This window comes from Bradyrhizobium sp. SZCCHNR1093 (assembly GCF_032381175.1).
Classification (GTDB): domain Bacteria; phylum Pseudomonadota; class Alphaproteobacteria; order Rhizobiales; family Xanthobacteraceae; genus Bradyrhizobium.
Genome location: NZ_JAUHJJ010000004.1, coordinates 199,609 through 214,813 on the forward strand (window position 1 = coordinate 199,609; position 15,205 = coordinate 214,813).

The 15,205-nt window shown below is 63.9% G+C and carries 9 protein-coding genes and 1 pseudogene; 7 read left to right on the plus strand and 3 right to left on the minus strand.

The window, feature by feature from the left end:
• Positions 1–165 precede the first annotated feature (165 nt).
• Positions 166–963, plus strand: a complete 798-nt coding sequence (locus tag QX070_RS15545; RefSeq protein ID WP_315737899.1) for a DUF502 domain-containing protein — start codon at positions 166–168, stop codon at positions 961–963.
• A 60-nt stretch (positions 964–1,023) separates the two neighbouring features.
• Here QX070_RS15545 and QX070_RS15550 read toward each other — a convergent pair whose 3' ends face one another.
• Positions 1,024–1,398 (minus strand): VOC family protein, encoded by a 375-nt coding sequence (locus tag QX070_RS15550; RefSeq protein ID WP_315737900.1) that lies wholly within the window; start codon positions 1,396–1,398, stop codon positions 1,024–1,026.
• Positions 1,399–1,679: 281 nt separating this feature from the next.
• Between QX070_RS15550 and QX070_RS15555 the strand changes: the two genes are divergently transcribed.
• Positions 1,680–3,572, plus strand: a complete 1,893-nt coding sequence (locus QX070_RS15555) for an autotransporter domain-containing protein (protein WP_315737901.1) — start codon at positions 1,680–1,682, stop codon at positions 3,570–3,572.
• Between the two features lie 162 nt (positions 3,573–3,734).
• The gene (locus QX070_RS15560) at positions 3,735–4,598 is read left to right on the plus strand and encodes an NAD(P)-dependent oxidoreductase (RefSeq protein ID WP_315737902.1); all 864 of its coding nucleotides are present in this window, start codon (positions 3,735–3,737) and stop codon (positions 4,596–4,598) included.
• Positions 4,599–4,724: 126 nt separating this feature from the next.
• On the opposite strand, the gene recG is transcribed toward QX070_RS15560, so the two are convergent.
• Positions 4,725–6,827: an ATP-dependent DNA helicase RecG gene (gene recG, locus QX070_RS15565; protein ID WP_315737903.1), complete on the minus strand. Its 2,103-nt coding sequence runs from the start codon at positions 6,825–6,827 to the stop codon at positions 4,725–4,727.
• Between the two features lie 196 nt (positions 6,828–7,023).
• Between recG and QX070_RS15570 the strand changes: the two genes are divergently transcribed.
• The 4 genes and pseudogenes from QX070_RS15570 (at position 7,024) to QX070_RS15585 (ending at position 14,239) form a co-directional block, all read left to right on the plus strand.
• Positions 7,024–7,311, plus strand: a complete 288-nt coding sequence (locus tag QX070_RS15570) for a succinate dehydrogenase assembly factor 2 (RefSeq protein WP_315737904.1) — start codon at positions 7,024–7,026, stop codon at positions 7,309–7,311.
• A complete protein-coding gene (mfd, locus tag QX070_RS15575) occupies positions 7,311–10,826 on the plus strand; it encodes a transcription-repair coupling factor (protein WP_315737905.1) in 3,516 nt (1,171 codons plus the stop codon). The genes QX070_RS15570 and mfd overlap by 1 nt, the downstream gene beginning before the upstream one ends.
• 381 nt (positions 10,827–11,207) lie before the next feature.
• A pseudogene (locus QX070_RS15580) lies at positions 11,208–11,901 on the plus strand (integrase core domain-containing protein).
• Positions 11,902–12,118: 217 nt separating this feature from the next.
• Positions 12,119–14,239, plus strand: coding sequence for an MASE1 domain-containing protein (locus QX070_RS15585; protein WP_315737906.1), 2,121 nt, complete (start codon positions 12,119–12,121; stop codon positions 14,237–14,239).
• On the opposite strand, the gene QX070_RS15590 is transcribed toward QX070_RS15585, so the two are convergent.
• A complete protein-coding gene (locus QX070_RS15590; RefSeq protein WP_315737907.1) occupies positions 14,234–14,896 on the minus strand; it encodes a response regulator transcription factor in 663 nt (220 codons plus the stop codon). The two genes, QX070_RS15585 and QX070_RS15590, sit on opposite strands and share 6 nt — an antisense overlap.
• Between the last annotated feature and the right edge of the window lie 309 nt (positions 14,897–15,205).

Consider the following 15,205-nt stretch of genomic DNA (forward strand, 5'->3'; position numbering starts at 1 on the left):
CGCAACTCGCCGCCACGGACCTGAAGCACCTTCCGCCTGAAATGGGTGTCCGGCTGCCGGGCCACAGGTCAGCGGCAAAGCGCGCATGTGTCGGAAAGAGGGCCTTTGCCCTTCAAAAATCTGCTAAGACCCTTAGCTGAGATTTGATCCGACCCGGAAGTTCGCATGAGTTCCCGCGACGACCTGCCGCCAGAGACCGATCCCTTGGCCGATGCTCCGGCCGAGACGCCCCACCATGGGCTGATGTTCCGGTTTCGCAACTATTTCCTGACCGGCCTCGTCGTAGCCGGACCCGTCGCCATCACGCTCTACATCACGTGGTGGTTCGTGACCTGGGTGGACGGGCTGGTCCGGCCGTTCGTGCCTCTGGTCTATCGTCCGGAAACCTATCTGCCGTTCGGCGTGCCCGGCTCCGGCCTGATCGTGGCCGTGATCGGACTGACGCTGCTCGGCTTCCTGACGGCCAACCTGATCGGCCGCACCCTGGTCGACCTCGGCGAGCGGCTGCTCGGCCGCATCCCGGCGGTGCGGGCGATCTATCGCGGCCTCAAGCAGGTGTTCGAGACGCTGTTCTCGGGCAAGGGCTCGAGCCTGCGCCGAGTCGGCCTGGTCGAGTTTCCGTCGCCGGGCATGTGGTCGATCGTCCTGATCTCGCAGCCGCCGAGCACGGAGATTGCGAGCCGCCTGCCCGGTGACGACGAGCAGATCTCGGTGTTCTTGCCGTGCGCGCCGAACCCCACCACGGGCTTCTTCTTCTATCTGCCGCGGAGCAAGATCATCGAGGTCGACATGAGCGCCGAGGACGCGGCGACGTTGATCATGTCATGCGGCGTGGTGCAGCCGGGATCCGACCAGCAGAAAAAGGTCGCGGCGCTGGCCAACATGGCCAACACCGCGCGCCTCGCCAACGCACCCGCGCAGCCATCGCCGCATCGCGAGCCGGAGCCGGCCAAGGCGGACTAGGCTGAAAGCAGACTAGGCTAAAAGGCCGACTGGCGCGAAAGGCTAGCCACTGCGGAAGAGCTAGGCCGCATCCTGCGGAACGAACACGCGCAGCCGATGCCCGTCCGGATCGAGCGCGACGAACGTCGTTCCGAAATCCATCCGTGTCGGCGCCTGCGCGATCGAGAGTCCGCGCGCCTTCCAGTCGTCGTGCAGCCTCTGGACCTCGCCGGCATTGCCGACCGCGAACGCGACCTCGGCGAAGCCTGCTGCGCCTGTCGCTGTCGGCTCGACCGTGTGCCGCGACCACAAGCCCAGCATGACCCCCTCGCGCAGCGGCAGCATGGCGAACGTCGGCGATTGTTCGATCACGGGCCGGCCGAGCAGATCCGCATAGAAGGCCGCGCTCCTCGGCGGGTTGTCGACGTAGAGGATCAGAAAATTGAAGTCGGGCATCGTCGTTTCTCCGGTGGCGGCGCCGTCTGCAGCGCTTCAGCCACACGACTAGCCGAGCCCTCTGCCAGATTCTGTCAGCAGCCTTCGTGAGCATGGTCGCTGGCGGTCCGGTCCGCCCAGCGGGCAAACGTGCGCGTCGCGGCGCTTTGCACTGCATGATGATGCGGGGAAAGCACAGCCACGGATGTCGTCGTTCCTACAACCAGCGGGCGGTGGTGTTTCGAATGGTCACCATGGAAACATCGGGCAAACAAAAGTAGGGCGTTGGGGAGGCGCGTAGGATGCCTGTGAGTAGGACGACATTGTTGTGCGCGGTCGCGCTGTCCGCGGCGTCCCTGCAACTGACGGGGCCGGCAGCAGCCCAGACCACCTATACGCGCATTCAGGCATTTGGCGACAGCTACGCCGACACGGGCAATCTCTGGACCTTCACCGGCGGCGCCGGCAAGCTGCCGCTCTATCCCACCGGCCGCTTCAGCGGTGGCACGAATTTCGTCGACACGACCTCGGCGCTGCTCGGCATTCCCCAGCTCAACTACGCGATCGGCGGCGCCATGGCCGGCAACACCAACGTGGTGGCGCCCGGCATTCCCGGCTTCTTCCAGGAATGGAGCGGACTGACGGGCTTCTCCGGCAGGATCTCGTCGACCGACCTGGTCGAAATCTCGGTCGGCGGCAACGATGCGCGGGCCTATTACCGCGCCGGCGGCTCGCTCGCTGGAGCGCCGACGGCCGCGGCCGTCACGGCCCAGCAGGCCATGGCCGGCATCAACGCGCTGGTCGGGGACGGCGCGCGCAGCATCGTGTTCACGGCCGGCGATGTCAGCACCTTGCCGGAGGCCGTCGGCAACGCCAATGCCCCGGCCGGCAAGGCCTACAGCACGACCTATAACAGCCTGATGCAGCAGTCGCTCGCAGGCGTCGCGCGTTCGGGCGTACGTGTCGAGTATGTCGACACCGGACTGGTGGGGACGCTGATCCAGGCCAATCCACAGCGCTATGGCTTCACCAATGTCGGCGCCTGTCCGATCGCGTGCATCGGCAATCCGGCGCTGCAGAACCAGTATCTGTTCTATGTCGACGGCGTGCACCTGACGTCGCACGGCTTCGAGGTGCTGGGCCAGTATATCGTCAACCGCCTCAACGCGCCGCTGACCTTCGCGCCGCAGGGTGAGGTGGCCTCGATCACGGCGATGGGGTTTGCCTCGACGCTGTTCGGCAAGCTGGATCAGTTCCGCGAGACCACCGGCTTCGCGCCGTCGACGATGAATTCCTTTGCCGCCGTGACGAAGGCGCCTTACGCCAAGTCCCCTTACACCAAGGCGCCGCCGCTGGCGCCGGTCAGCCCATGGTCGTTCTACATGCAGGGCAATGGCGGCGTCAGCGACCGCCAGGGCAGCGCCGCCTCGAACGGCTTCAATCTCGACAGCATCGGCGGCACAATTGGCGTCGAGTACCGGCTGTCGGCGAACGCCATGATCGGTACCGCCTTCGACTATTCCAATCCGAAGGCGAGGCTGTTCAACAGCGCCGGCACCACGGATGCCAACTCCTATCAGTTCGGCCTCTACGGCGCCTGGGCCAGCAGCAACCTGTTTGCCGAGGGCCTGGCGACGATCGGCCATCAGGACTATCGCAACACGCGGCCGGGCGTGGTCGACACCATCACCTCCAATCCCGGCGGCACCACCTTCGTCGCGGCCGGGAAGGCCGGTTACCTGTTCGATGCAGGCACGGCGAAGCTCGGACCGATCGGCGGGCTGACCTATGCCCGCGCCCGTGTCGACGGCTACACCGAGACCGGCGATCCTGCGCTGACGCTCGCGGTCGGCTCGCAGACCGCCGAGACCCTGATCGGCAGCGTCGGCGTGCAGCTGCGCACCCCGTTCCAGGTGCAGGGCAACGTCATCAATCCGTACCTGAACCTGACGCTCGATGACGACATCATCGGCAACGGCCGCCTGATCCAGTACAACGCGACCTCGGCGCCCGTCATCGTCAACAACTGGACGATTCCGAACGGCACCTCGCACAACGTCTACGGCCGGGTGAGCGCCGGCGTCGTGGCGCCATTCTGGAGCAATGTGGCGCTGACGGTGAACGTATCGCGCACCATCGGACGCACGGGGGGAGACGATTTCTTCGGCAGCGGAGGCTTGAAGATCGCGTTCTGAGGTCTGCCGCGGCGGCCAGCGTTCTCGGGGGCTCTGAGGGGGCGCTGACGTTGCGGCCAAGGCGAGGGCAGCCCGGAAGGGCTGCCCTTCGTTTTCGTGCCTTCAGTTTTGTCATGGGGTGGGCATAGTTTTAGAGACCATCGTTGGAATCGGAGCGTCATCATGCCTCCCAGCATTGCCGTCATCGCGCCCGGCGCCATGGGCAGCGCCATCGCCGCCCGTCTCGTGGAGCACGGCTGCAAGGTTCTGACTTCGCTCGAGGAGCGCAGCGCGGCGACGCGGGCGAGGGCGGCCGCATCCGGCATGGTCGGCGCCAGCGACGCCGAGATCGCCAATGCCGACATCATCCTGTCGATCGTGCCGCCGGGCGAGGCTGTGGCGCTGGCGGAGCAACTCGCGACGGTCATCAACCGGAGTTCGAAGAAGCCCGTCATCGTCGACTGCAACGCCGTCAACGTCGACACCATCCGGACCATCGAGGACATCGTGCTGTCCTCGGGCGCGCGTCTGGTCGATGCCGCCATCATCGGTCTGCCGCCGAAGCCGGGCACGAAGGGACCGGCGTTGTATGTGAGCGGCGAGGCGGCCGTTGATGTCGCCGTGCTGGGCCAACTCGGGCTCGATCTGCGCCGGATCGAAGGGCCGATCGGCGCGGCTTCGGCGCTGAAGATGTCCTACGCGGGCATCAACAAGGGCCTGACGGGGCTCGGCGCCGCGATGGTGCTGGCCGCCACCCGCGCCGGCGCCGCCGACGCGTTGCGCGACGAGTTGGCGCTGAGCCTGCCGCACGTCCAGGCGCGGCTTGCCAATGCGCTGCCGGACATGCTGCCGAAGGCCTATCGCTGGGTCGCCGAAATGCGCGAGATCGCGGGCTTCCTGGGTGATGACCATCCGGCCGCGCTGATCTACGAAGGCTTTGCCCGGCTGTTCGAGCACATTGCGGCGGACGTGCAGGGGCAGGGCACCGATGCGGCGCAGCTGGTGGCGTTCGCCGAGAGCTGCAAGGTGAATAAGCCGGCGTCATAGACTCGTAGGGTGGGCAAAGGCGCACCGCGCAACGCGCGGTGTGACGTGCCCACCGCTGTTCTTTACGACCATCGACATGGTGGGCACGCGCCGCCTTTGGCGTCGCTTTGCCCACCCTACGACATATCAGCCCGCCGTCAGCAGCGGGATCGCCTCGTCGCGTTCGTAGAGATAGAGCAGGCAGCGCAGCGCGTCGCTGCGCGGGCCCTTCAGCTTGGGATCCTCCTTGAGGATGCGCAGCGCCTCGTCGCGCGCCTGCGTAATTAGTTGCGCATGCACCTCGGGACGGGCGATGCGATAGCCGGGCAGGCCACTCTGGCGGATGCCGAGCACGTCGCCTTCACCGCGCAGCTTGAGGTCCTCCTCGGCGATCCGAAAACCGTCGGTGGTCTCGCGGATCACGGCGAGCCGCGCCTTCGACATCTGCCCCAGCGGCTCGTGATAGAGCAGGATGCAGGTCGACGCTTCCGAGCCGCGGCCGATACGGCCGCGCAACTGGTGCAACTGCGCGAGGCCGAAGCGCTCGGCATTCTCGATCACCATGATGCTGGCGGCCGGCACGTCGACGCCGACCTCGACCACGGTGGTCGCAACCAGCAGCCGCAACTCATGGGCCGCGAACCGGCCCATGACGTCGTCCTTCTCGCTGCCCTTCATCTTGCCGTGGACGAGGCCGATCTTGGCACCGAAGCGCTCGCGCAGGCTCTCGAAGCGATCCGTCGCATTGGTGAGATGATCGATGCCCTCGGCCTCGGATTCCTCGACCAGCGGGCAGATCCAGTACACCAGCTTGCCGGCATCGAGCGCGCGCCCCACCGCGTCGATGACCTCGCCGAGCCTGGTGTCGGCGACCGCACGGGTGTCGATCGGCTGCCGGCCGGCCGGCTTCTCGCGCAGCTCGGAGATGTCCATGTCGCCGAAATAGGTCAGCACGAGGGTGCGCGGGATCGGCGTCGCCGACAGCACCAGCACGTCGACGGCCTCGCCCTTCGAGGTCAGCGCCAGCCGCTCGCGCACACCGAAGCGATGCTGCTCGTCGACGATGGCGAGCGCGAGCGACTTGAAGACCACGTCGTCCTGGATCAGCGCGTGGGTGCCGACCAGCAGGTCGATTTCGCCGGCCTCCAGACGCGCAAGAATGTCGCGACGCTCCTTGCCTTTCTCGCGCCCCGTGAGAATGGCCACGTTCATCCCAGCGCGCTCGGCGAGCGGCGTGATGGTCTTGGCATGCTGGCGCGCCAGAATCTCGGTCGGGGCCATCAGGGCCGCCTGCTTGCCGGCCTCGGCGACGGCGGCTGCCGCCAGCAGCGCCACCACCGTCTTGCCGGAACCGACGTCGCCCTGCAGCAGCCGCAGCATGCGTACCGGCTTTTCGAGATCGGCGGCGATCGCTTCGATCGCCTTGGCTTGCGAGTTCGTCAGCGCGTAAGGCAGGGCATCGATGATCTTGCGGCGCAGACGGCCGTCGCCGGCATGACGGTTGCCCGCGGGCCGGCGCAATTGCGCCCGCACCAGTGCCAGTGCCAGTTGGCCGGCGAGCAGCTCATCGAAGGCCAGCCGTGACCAGAACGGGTTTTCCGGCAGGATGTCGGTCAGCTCCTGCGGCACATGCACCCGCGTCAGCGCCTCCTTCAGCGAGGGGAAGCCGCAGCGGCTGAGCACCTCCGGACTGATCCATTCCGGCAGCTCGGGCAGCTTGGTCAGCGCCGCGGCGATCGCGCGCCGCAACGATCCGAGTGCGAGGCCTTCCGTCAGCGGATAGACCGGATCGATGCCGGAGAGTTTTGCAAACCCCGCTTCATCCAGGATGCGGTCGGGGTGCACGATCTGCGGCACGCCGTCATACATCTGCACGGTGCCGGAGACGTAGCGCTTGGCGCCGACCGGAAGCATCTTCTCGATGTAGTCGCCCTTGGGCCGGAAGAAGGTCAGCACGACGTCGCCGGTCTCGTCGCTGGCGTAAACGAGGTACGGCGCGCGGGCGTTGCGCGAGGGGCGGTGGCGATCGACCGTGACTTCGAGCGTCACCACGGTTCCGACCGCGACGTCGCGCACCTTGGGCCGGTTGCGGCGGTCGATCACGCTGGCCGGCAGATGCAGGAGCAGGTCGACCAGGCGAGGCGTCTCGCTGCAGCCGAGCAGGTAGCGCAGCAGCTTGTCCTGCTTCGGCCCGACCCCGGAGAGGGTGGTGACCGGCGCGAACAGGGGATTGAGAACGCTTGGGCGCATGGACCGAACACTTAAAGCGGTTTGAGAGCCGGAATAGCCGCGAATGCCAAGACATCCACGTCTTTTTCTCAGGTTTCAGGTGCCGGGCATGCCGGTTCTGCAGCCTGGGAGGGCTGACAGGAGCGCTGCGTGCCGCTATATCGAACCGCGCCCGGCACCGTCCGGGCTTTTGGCGTTGTCCTGCAGGAATATCGCGATGACCGGAACGACCCGATCGAGCCAAGGCCTAGACGACCGTCGCAAGCGGCTCCTGTTCCGCTGCTGGCATCGCGGCACCCGTGAGATGGACCTGATCCTCGGCCGCTTCGCCGATGCCGAGATCGGGAGCCTCTCCGAGAGCGAGCTGGCCGAGCTCGAACAGCTTCTGGAAGTTCCGGACCCGGATTTCTACGCCGCGGTGACCGGCGCCCGGCCGCTGCCGCCGGAGCAGACCCCGGCATTGTTCGAGCGCATCAAGGCGTTCCGCGCGGTGGACGCCGATTGATGAAGAGCCCGGTCAAGTCGCCAGCCGAGCATCTCGCGCCGGGGCGCGCGCTGACGCTCGCCAATGTCGCCGAGGGCGCCGAAGGCCTGGTCGTCTCCGATCTCGCGCGGGCGGTCGCGGCCAAGCCGAAGCCGCCGGCGGTGAGCCTCGCCGTGGTCTGTCGCGACGGCAATCGGATGCAGCAGCTGGCGCGGGCGCTCGACTTCTTCGCGCCGGACCTGCCGGTGATGCAGTTCCCGGCCTGGGACTGCCAGCCTTACGATCGCGTCTCGCCGCATGGCGGCATCCTGGCCCAGCGCGTCACCACTCTGGCGCGGCTGTCGCGCCTCGCCGGCAGCGACAAGCCGCTGATCGTGCTGACCACCGTCAACGCCATCGTGCAGCGCGTGCCGGCGCGCGACACCATGGCCGGGCAGGCGCTGTCGGTCGCGCCCGGCCATGTCGTGCCGATGGACTCCGTCGTCGCCTGGCTCGAGCATAACGGCTATCACCGCTCGTCGACCGTGCGCGAGAGCGGCGAATATGCCGTGCGCGGCGGCATTCTCGACCTGTTTCCCGCCGGCCTCGACCAGCCGGTGCGCTTCGACTTCTTCGGTGACAGCCTGGAGTCGATCCGCACCTTCGACGCCGAGACGCAGCGCACCTTGCTCGACATGCGTTCGCTGGATCTCGTGCCCGTCTCTGAATTCCAGCTCGTCACCGACACCATCCGCCGCTTCCGCATGGGCTATGTCGCCGAGTTCGGCGCGCCCGAGCGCGACGACGCGCTGTACGAGGCCGTCAGCGAAGGCCGCCGCTATCCCGGCATGGAGCACTGGCTGCCGCTGTTCCATGACAAGATGGAGACATTGTTCGACTATCTGCCGAACACACCCATCGTGATCGAGCCGCAGGGCGAGGACGCCGCGCGCGAGCGCTTCAAGCAGATCATCGATTATTACGACGCGCGCCGCGAGGCGATGGAGCATCCCGGCGGCGGGGCGATCTACAAGCCGCTGACGGTCGACCGCCTCTATCTGACGTCCTCCGAATGGGCCGAGCGGCTCGCCGCCGTCCCGCTGGCGCGTGTCACTCCGTTCGCGGTGCCGGAGAGCGCCAACGTCGTCGACATCGGCGCGCGGCAGGGCCGCAACTTCGCGCCCGAGCGCAACGATTCCGCCGTCAACGTATTCGAGGCCGTGGTGGCGCACGTGCAGGCGCTGCAATCGGTGCGCAAGAAGGTCGTGATCGCGCTGTGGAGCGAGGGCTCGCGCGACCGCATGGCGAGCATGCTGAAGGACCACAAGCTGATCCATGTCACCAGCGTCAACACCTGGCGCGTGGTGCAGGCGACGCCGCGCAACGAGACCATGCTCGCGGTGCTGGGCCTGGAGACCGGCTTCGAGACCGACCAGATCGCCGTCATCTCCGAGCAGGACATTCTCGGCGACCGCCTGGTGCGGCCGCGCCGGGCGAGCCGCAAGCTCGACAATTTCATCTCGGAGGTGACGAGCCTCGCGATCGGCGACATCGTGGTCCATGTCGATCACGGCATCGGCCGTTTCGTCGGGCTGCAGACGCTCGAGGTCGCCGGCGCGCCGCATGATTGTCTCGAACTGCGCTATGCCGGCGAGACCAAGCTGTATCTGCCGGTCGAGAACATCGAGCTGTTGTCGCGCTACGGCTCCGACCAGACCAACGTCGAGCTCGACAAGCTCGGCGGCTCCGGCTGGCAGACGCGCAAGGCCAAGCTGAAGAACCGCATCCGCGAGATGGCCGGTGAGCTGATCAAGATCGCCGCCGAGCGCATGCTGCACGAGGCGCCGAAGCTGCCGGTGCAGGCCGGCCTCTATGACGAGTTCTGCGCGCGCTTCCCCTATGACGAGACCGAGGATCAGCTCGCTGCTATCCAGGCGACGCTCGCCGATCTCGAAGCGGGACGTCCGATGGACCGGCTGGTCTGCGGCGACGTCGGCTTCGGCAAGACCGAGGTGGCGCTGCGTGCCGCCTTCGCCGTTGCGCTCGACGGCAAGCAGGTCGCCGTCGTCGTGCCGACCACGCTGCTCGCGCGCCAGCATGCAAAGACTTTCGCTGAGCGCTTCAAGGGTTTTCCGGTCAACGTCGCGCAGGCCTCGCGCCTCGTCTCGACCAAGGAGCTCAATCAGGTCAAGAAGGGCCTCGCCGACGGCTCGGTCGACATCGTCGTCGGCACCCATGCGCTGCTCGGCAAGGCGATCAAGTTCCGCGATCTCGGCCTCGTCATCGTCGACGAGGAGCAGCATTTCGGCGTCAGCCACAAGGAGCGGCTGAAGCAGCTGCGCGCCGAGGTGCATGTGCTGACCCTGTCGGCAACGCCGATCCCGCGCACCTTGCAGCTCGCTCTCACCGGTGTGCGCGAGCTGTCGATCATCGCCTCGCCGCCAGTCGATCGTCTCGCCGTTCGCACCTTCGTCGCGCCGCACGACCCCGTGATGATCCGCGAGGCCTTGCTGCGTGAGCGCTATCGCGGCGGTCAGGCGTTCTACGTCGTGCCGCGTATCGACGATCTCGCCGAGGTCAAGGAGTTCCTCGACAAGACCGTGCCGGAGATGAAGGTCGCCGTCGCGCACGGCCAGATGGCGCCGACCGTGATCGAGGACATCATCGGGGCGTTCTACGACGGCAAGTTCGACATCCTGCTGTCGACCACGATCGTCGAATCCGGCCTCGACATTCCCCGCGCCAACACGCTGATCGTGCACCGTGCCGACATGTTCGGCCTTGCCCAGCTCTATCAGCTGCGCGGCCGCGTCGGCCGCTCCAAGCTGCGCGCTTATGCGCTGTTCACCCTGCCGTCGACGCACAAGATCAGCCCCCTGGCCGAAAAGCGCCTGGGCGTGTTGCAGTCGCTGGAGACGCTGGGGGCCGGCTTCCAGCTCGCCAGCCACGACCTCGACATCCGAGGCGCCGGGAACCTCCTCGGCGACGAGCAGTCCGGCCACATCAGGGAGGTCGGCTTCGAGCTCTATCAGTCGATGCTGGAGGAGGCGATCGAGAACCTCAAGGCGGGCATCACCGAGCCGACCGTCGACCGCTGGTCGCCGCAGATCACGATCGGCATGCCCGTGCTGATCCCCGAGGACTACGTCTCCGACCTCTCGGTGCGACTGTCGCTGTACCGCCGGCTCGCCGATCTCGAGACCGACGACGAGATCGACAACTTCGCGGTCGAGCTGCGCGACCGCTTCGGCAAGCTGCCGGACGAGACGCGCTATCTGTTCAAGGTCGCCGCGATCAAGAACTACTGCCGCAGGGCCAATGTCGAGAAGGTCGATGCCGGCCCGAAGGGCGCGGTCATCGCCTTCCGCGACAACAGCTTCGCCTATCCCGATCGTCTCGTCGCCTTCATCAAGCGCCACGGCCAGGCCGCCAAGGTGCGCCCCGACATGAAGGTCGTGTTCCTGCAGGTCTGGGAGACGCCCGAGGAGCGGCTCGCCGGCACCACCGATATCCTGAAGGAACTCGCCGACCTCGCGGAGAAGAAGAAAGCGGCGTAGCGGAATGGAGCGTTAGCGAAGCATCCAGCCGAAATGCAACGCAAGGCTGGCGATCGTGAAGACTGAGACGATCGCGATCACGCTGATCCAGTCGGTCTCATCGCGAGATTGTCTGTTTTGCATCGCAACGCTCCGCTTCACAAGACGCCAAACGCCCCGTCCGATGATCAGATCAGACGAGTGAGGCGAATGCGCGATCTGAAGATGTACGTGTTTGGTTGAGATCGTGGCCAAGCCGACGTTCCGTCATTGCGAGCGAATCGGAGCAATCCAGAAGCCACGCCAGAATTCTGGATTGCTTCGTCGCTTTGCTCCTCGTGACCTGCCCCTAAGAATTTCCTCCAGAAGGATTTAGAGTCCGGCCTGACGAAGGACGGACAGATGAAGCGTAAGCGGTTCACGGAAGAGCAGACCATCGCGGTTTTGAAAGAGCACGAGGCCGGCGCGAAGACGGCTGATCTTGCCCGCAAGCACGGGATATCGGAGGCGACGTTCTACAATTGGAAGACCAAGTTTGGCGGCATGGACGTGTCCAGTTCGCCCCAGGACAGCGCTTCCGTATCCTCAACATCGTCGACGACGTCACCAAGGAGAGCCTGGGAGCGATCGCTGACACCTCGATCTCGGGCCGGCGGGTGGCGCGGGAGCTGACCACTATCGTCGCCCGACGCGGCAAGCCGGGTTCGATCGTCTCGGACAACGGCACCGAGTTCACCTGCAATGCGATGCTGGCCTGGTGCAAGGACAACGCCATCGACTGGCACTTCATCGCGCCCGGCAAGCCGATCCAGAACGCTTTTGTCGAGAGCTTCAACGGCCGGATGCGCGACGAGTTCTTGAACGAAACGCTGTTCTTCGGCCTCGACGACACGCGGCGCAAGCTCGCCGCCTGGGTCACGGACTACAACGGCGAGCGGCCGCACTCTTCACTGAAATACCAGACCCCTGCGGCCTATGCCGCCAACCTCCCCGCAACGGGCGATCGGCGGCGCAACCTCGACCAGCTCCGCCAATCGCCGCTGCACCCGCGCCACTCGGCTTAAAACCCAACAGGACTCTAAATGCTCGTGGATGAAACTTCGGTGGCAGGTCAGTTGCAGAACACGGCGGGCCTGCGATGCTCGCCCGTATCGGCCTCATGCGAGCGCTAGCTAAGTCCGGCTCGAACGCGTGTGCAACCTTGAGATGGTCGCACGAGTCCCTAAAGAGGATTAATGTTTCGCAGATCTTCATCAAGAAGATCAAAGATCAGTTGTGGGGGACGATCCAACTGCCTAGTCCAGGCGTCGACGATGTCCGATCCACGATCACTATCGCCGGAGATAAATTTCCGCCGAGGCATTAGCTATGCCGGCGGTCTGGTCGCAATTGGACTGATCTATTTCGCCCTGGCAAAAGGTGGCCTTGCTCTCGCCTCTATTCATCCCAGTGCAACGCCAATTTGGCCACCGACAGGTGTCGCGCTGGCGGCGGTGCTGTTGTGGGGATATCGGACTTGGCCCGCAATCTTCACGGCGGCGGTGATCGCCAATGCGGCGACCGCCGGCTCGGTTGCCACCGCAATTGCGATTGCGACCGGTAACTCTCTTGAAGCGGTTGTTGGCGCTTACCTAATCAATCGATGGTCGAGCGGATGTAATACGTTTTCGACGCCAAATTCTGTCGCGAAGTTTACCCTGATTTGCCTCGTGATCGCGACACCGATCAGCGCCACCATTGGACTGTCCAGCCTGGCAACCGCCGGGTACATCGAACGGACGAATTTCGCAAACGCCTGGGTCACATGGTGGCTGGGAGATGTGACCGGCGCGCTGGTCATTGCCCCCGTTATCGTGCTTTGGGCATCAAGCCCCTACCATGCTTTCAACCGCAAGGAATTTTTGGAGACGGTCGGCGTCCTCGCAACAGCGGCGGCTGTTGGACTCATTGCTTTCAGCCCCCTGATCGAGCAAACGCCGAGCCGAAATCCACTGGGTTTTCTTGCGATCCTGCCAATGTTGTGGGCGGCGCTGCGCCGCGGTCCACGTGACACCGCAACGGTTGCGCTGGTGCTTGCGGGGATCACGATTTGGGGGACGCTCGCGGGCGGCGGCCCCTTCACGACCGTGGATCTCAACGTTTCATTCCTGCTGGTATTGATGTTCTTGATCAGTATTACCGTTCCAAGTTTGTTACTGAGCGCCGACGTCGAGGTGCGCAAGAAAGCGGAGGAAAGTCTGCGCCACGCGCACATGGAACTCGAACGGAAGGTTGCAGAGCGTACGCAAGAGCTGGAGCTCGCCAATGCAGCAAAATCGCGCTTTCTTGCCATGGCAAGCCATGATTTGCGGCAGCCATTACATGCACTAGGCCTGTTCGTTGCGCAGCTGCGCACGCCGCTCAAATCGGGGGAAAGGACAAAGACGATCGAGCGGATCGATGCAACGCGCAAAGAAATGGACGAAATGTTCAACTCGCTCCTGGATATTTCCAGGCTCGATGCTGGAATCCTTACACCCAAAATTACCGAATTCCCGATCGCGCGCCTGTTGCAAACAATTGAGACTACGTTTGATCAGGCAACGCGAGAAAAAGGCTTGCGTCTACGCGTTCGGCGAAGTGATGCCTGGGTGCGGAGCGACGCCATGCTGCTCGAACGCATACTGCTCAATCTGGTATCCAATGCTGTGCGCTATACGTTACGGGGCGGGATCATCGTCGGATGTCGTCGGCGCGGTGAAATGTTGCGTATCGAAGTATGGGATAGCGGTCCCGGCATTCCTGAGGATCAGAAGCAGAATATCTTTGGCGAGTTTTTTCAACTACCCGGCCCAGAACGGAACCGGTACGGCGGCCTGGGGCTCGGCCTGGCTATTGTCGACAGGCTTCGCGTACTTCTCAACCATCAAGTCGACTTAGCTTCGACCGTGGGCCGAGGTTCGCGATTCGCAATCTTGATTCCGATGGCCGATAAATGCGTCACGTCCACGGAGCCCGTCGACTCACCTCGCCCCGCAGTCGTTGCGGTCGAAGGCAAGGTAATTCTTGTTATTGCCGATGCTCCAATTGTGCGAGAGGAGACGGGCGGATTGCTTGGCAAATGGGGATACTCCGTCCTTACCGCCGGATCCGACGAAGCTGCGCTTATCCGACTGGCTGAGCGCCAACAACGCCTCGATCTTATAATCTCGGATTATCATCTTGCGAGCGGAAAGACCGGGATCCGAGCAGTTGAACAAATTAGTGCGGCGTTTGGCTCATCAATTCCAGCTATCCTCACCAGCGGCGATACGGCACCCGAACCATTACGTGACGCTAAGGATAGAGGGTACATTTTGCTGCACAAACCTGTCGACCCAATGCGGCTCCGCGCTGTGATGCACGAGTTCTTGAGGGATCAAGACGATAGGAGAGACACCGGGGCGGCGTTATGAATCAGATTTCGGCGACAATTCCCAGCCCATTTTTCCTACTTCTATTACTGCCTCGGTGCGACTCGTTACATTGAGTGCCTTGAGAACGACCGTGATGTGGTTCTTCACTGTCGGCACGGCCATATCGAGGGTCTTGGCAATGATCTTGTTGCTTTTTCCCTTCATCAGGAGCGCCAGCACTTCAATCTGCCGATCGGTCAACCCGAGACCCTTGGGAGAGTCGCGCGCCGCTAGCTTATTTGTAAGCCGCGGAGACGTTGGTTCCTCAAGAATCTCCGAGGGAATGTAAATGCCGCCAGAGAACACCAACTTGATGGCGTTGAGCATGACCTCACGTTCGGTCGTTTTCGGGATGAAACCCAGAGCGCCAAGTTTGAAAGCGCGCTTGACTGTATCTTGATCATCCGAGGACGAGAGCATGACGATAGCAATGGTCGCATAGCGGTCACGCAGTTCGCGGAGGACAGAGAAGCCATCTCGATCAGGCAAATTGATATCAAGCAAAATGAGGCTGATGTCAGGATGTTCCTCGACTATGTGCACTGCCTCACGGCCGTTCGAAGCTTCAAAAGTGACGGAGTCTCGCTTCAGTTGTTTCACGACAGCGTGCAACGCCTCGCGGATTAATGCATGATCGTCGACAATAAGAACTTTCATAAAAGCTCTCCGTCATCCCATTGCACGGAGATCCAACTTAAAAAACATACACCCACCTTCGGGTCTTTGGCGAGGAAGAAGCTGGCGGAGACTGGCTCCCGATACCGTCCATCCACCATCATCCTTGGCCCAACCAGCGGTTCGCCGCCGCGCACTCAAGGTAGGAGCCGAATGCCGTTGTGTGGTGTAATTGTAGTCACCGCACGGTAGGAGCGCGAGTACGGACCACGAAAGTCGTGGGACTCAGCTCCTTCGCCTGTAGGCAAAGGTGATTGATGCCGAGATCTGTACGGTACCTTGATCATAGGA

Coding starts and splice junctions, on each gene's coding strand:
- QX070_RS15545 (WP_315737899.1), top strand. CDS start 166: ATGAGTTCCCGCGACGACCTGCCGCCAGAGACCGATCCCTTGGCCGAT.
- QX070_RS15550 (WP_315737900.1), bottom strand. CDS start 1,398: ATGCCCGACTTCAATTTTCTGATCCTCTACGTCGACAACCCGCCGAGG.
- QX070_RS15555 (WP_315737901.1), top strand. CDS start 1,680: ATGCCTGTGAGTAGGACGACATTGTTGTGCGCGGTCGCGCTGTCCGCG.
- QX070_RS15560 (WP_315737902.1), top strand. CDS start 3,735: ATGCCTCCCAGCATTGCCGTCATCGCGCCCGGCGCCATGGGCAGCGCC.
- recG (WP_315737903.1), bottom strand. CDS start 6,827: ATGCGCCCAAGCGTTCTCAATCCCCTGTTCGCGCCGGTCACCACCCTC.
- QX070_RS15570 (WP_315737904.1), top strand. CDS start 7,024: ATGACCGGAACGACCCGATCGAGCCAAGGCCTAGACGACCGTCGCAAG.
- mfd (WP_315737905.1), top strand. CDS start 7,311: ATGAAGAGCCCGGTCAAGTCGCCAGCCGAGCATCTCGCGCCGGGGCGC.
- QX070_RS15585 (WP_315737906.1), top strand. CDS start 12,119: ATGTCCGATCCACGATCACTATCGCCGGAGATAAATTTCCGCCGAGGC.
- QX070_RS15590 (WP_315737907.1), bottom strand. CDS start 14,896: ATGAAAGTTCTTATTGTCGACGATCATGCATTAATCCGCGAGGCGTTG.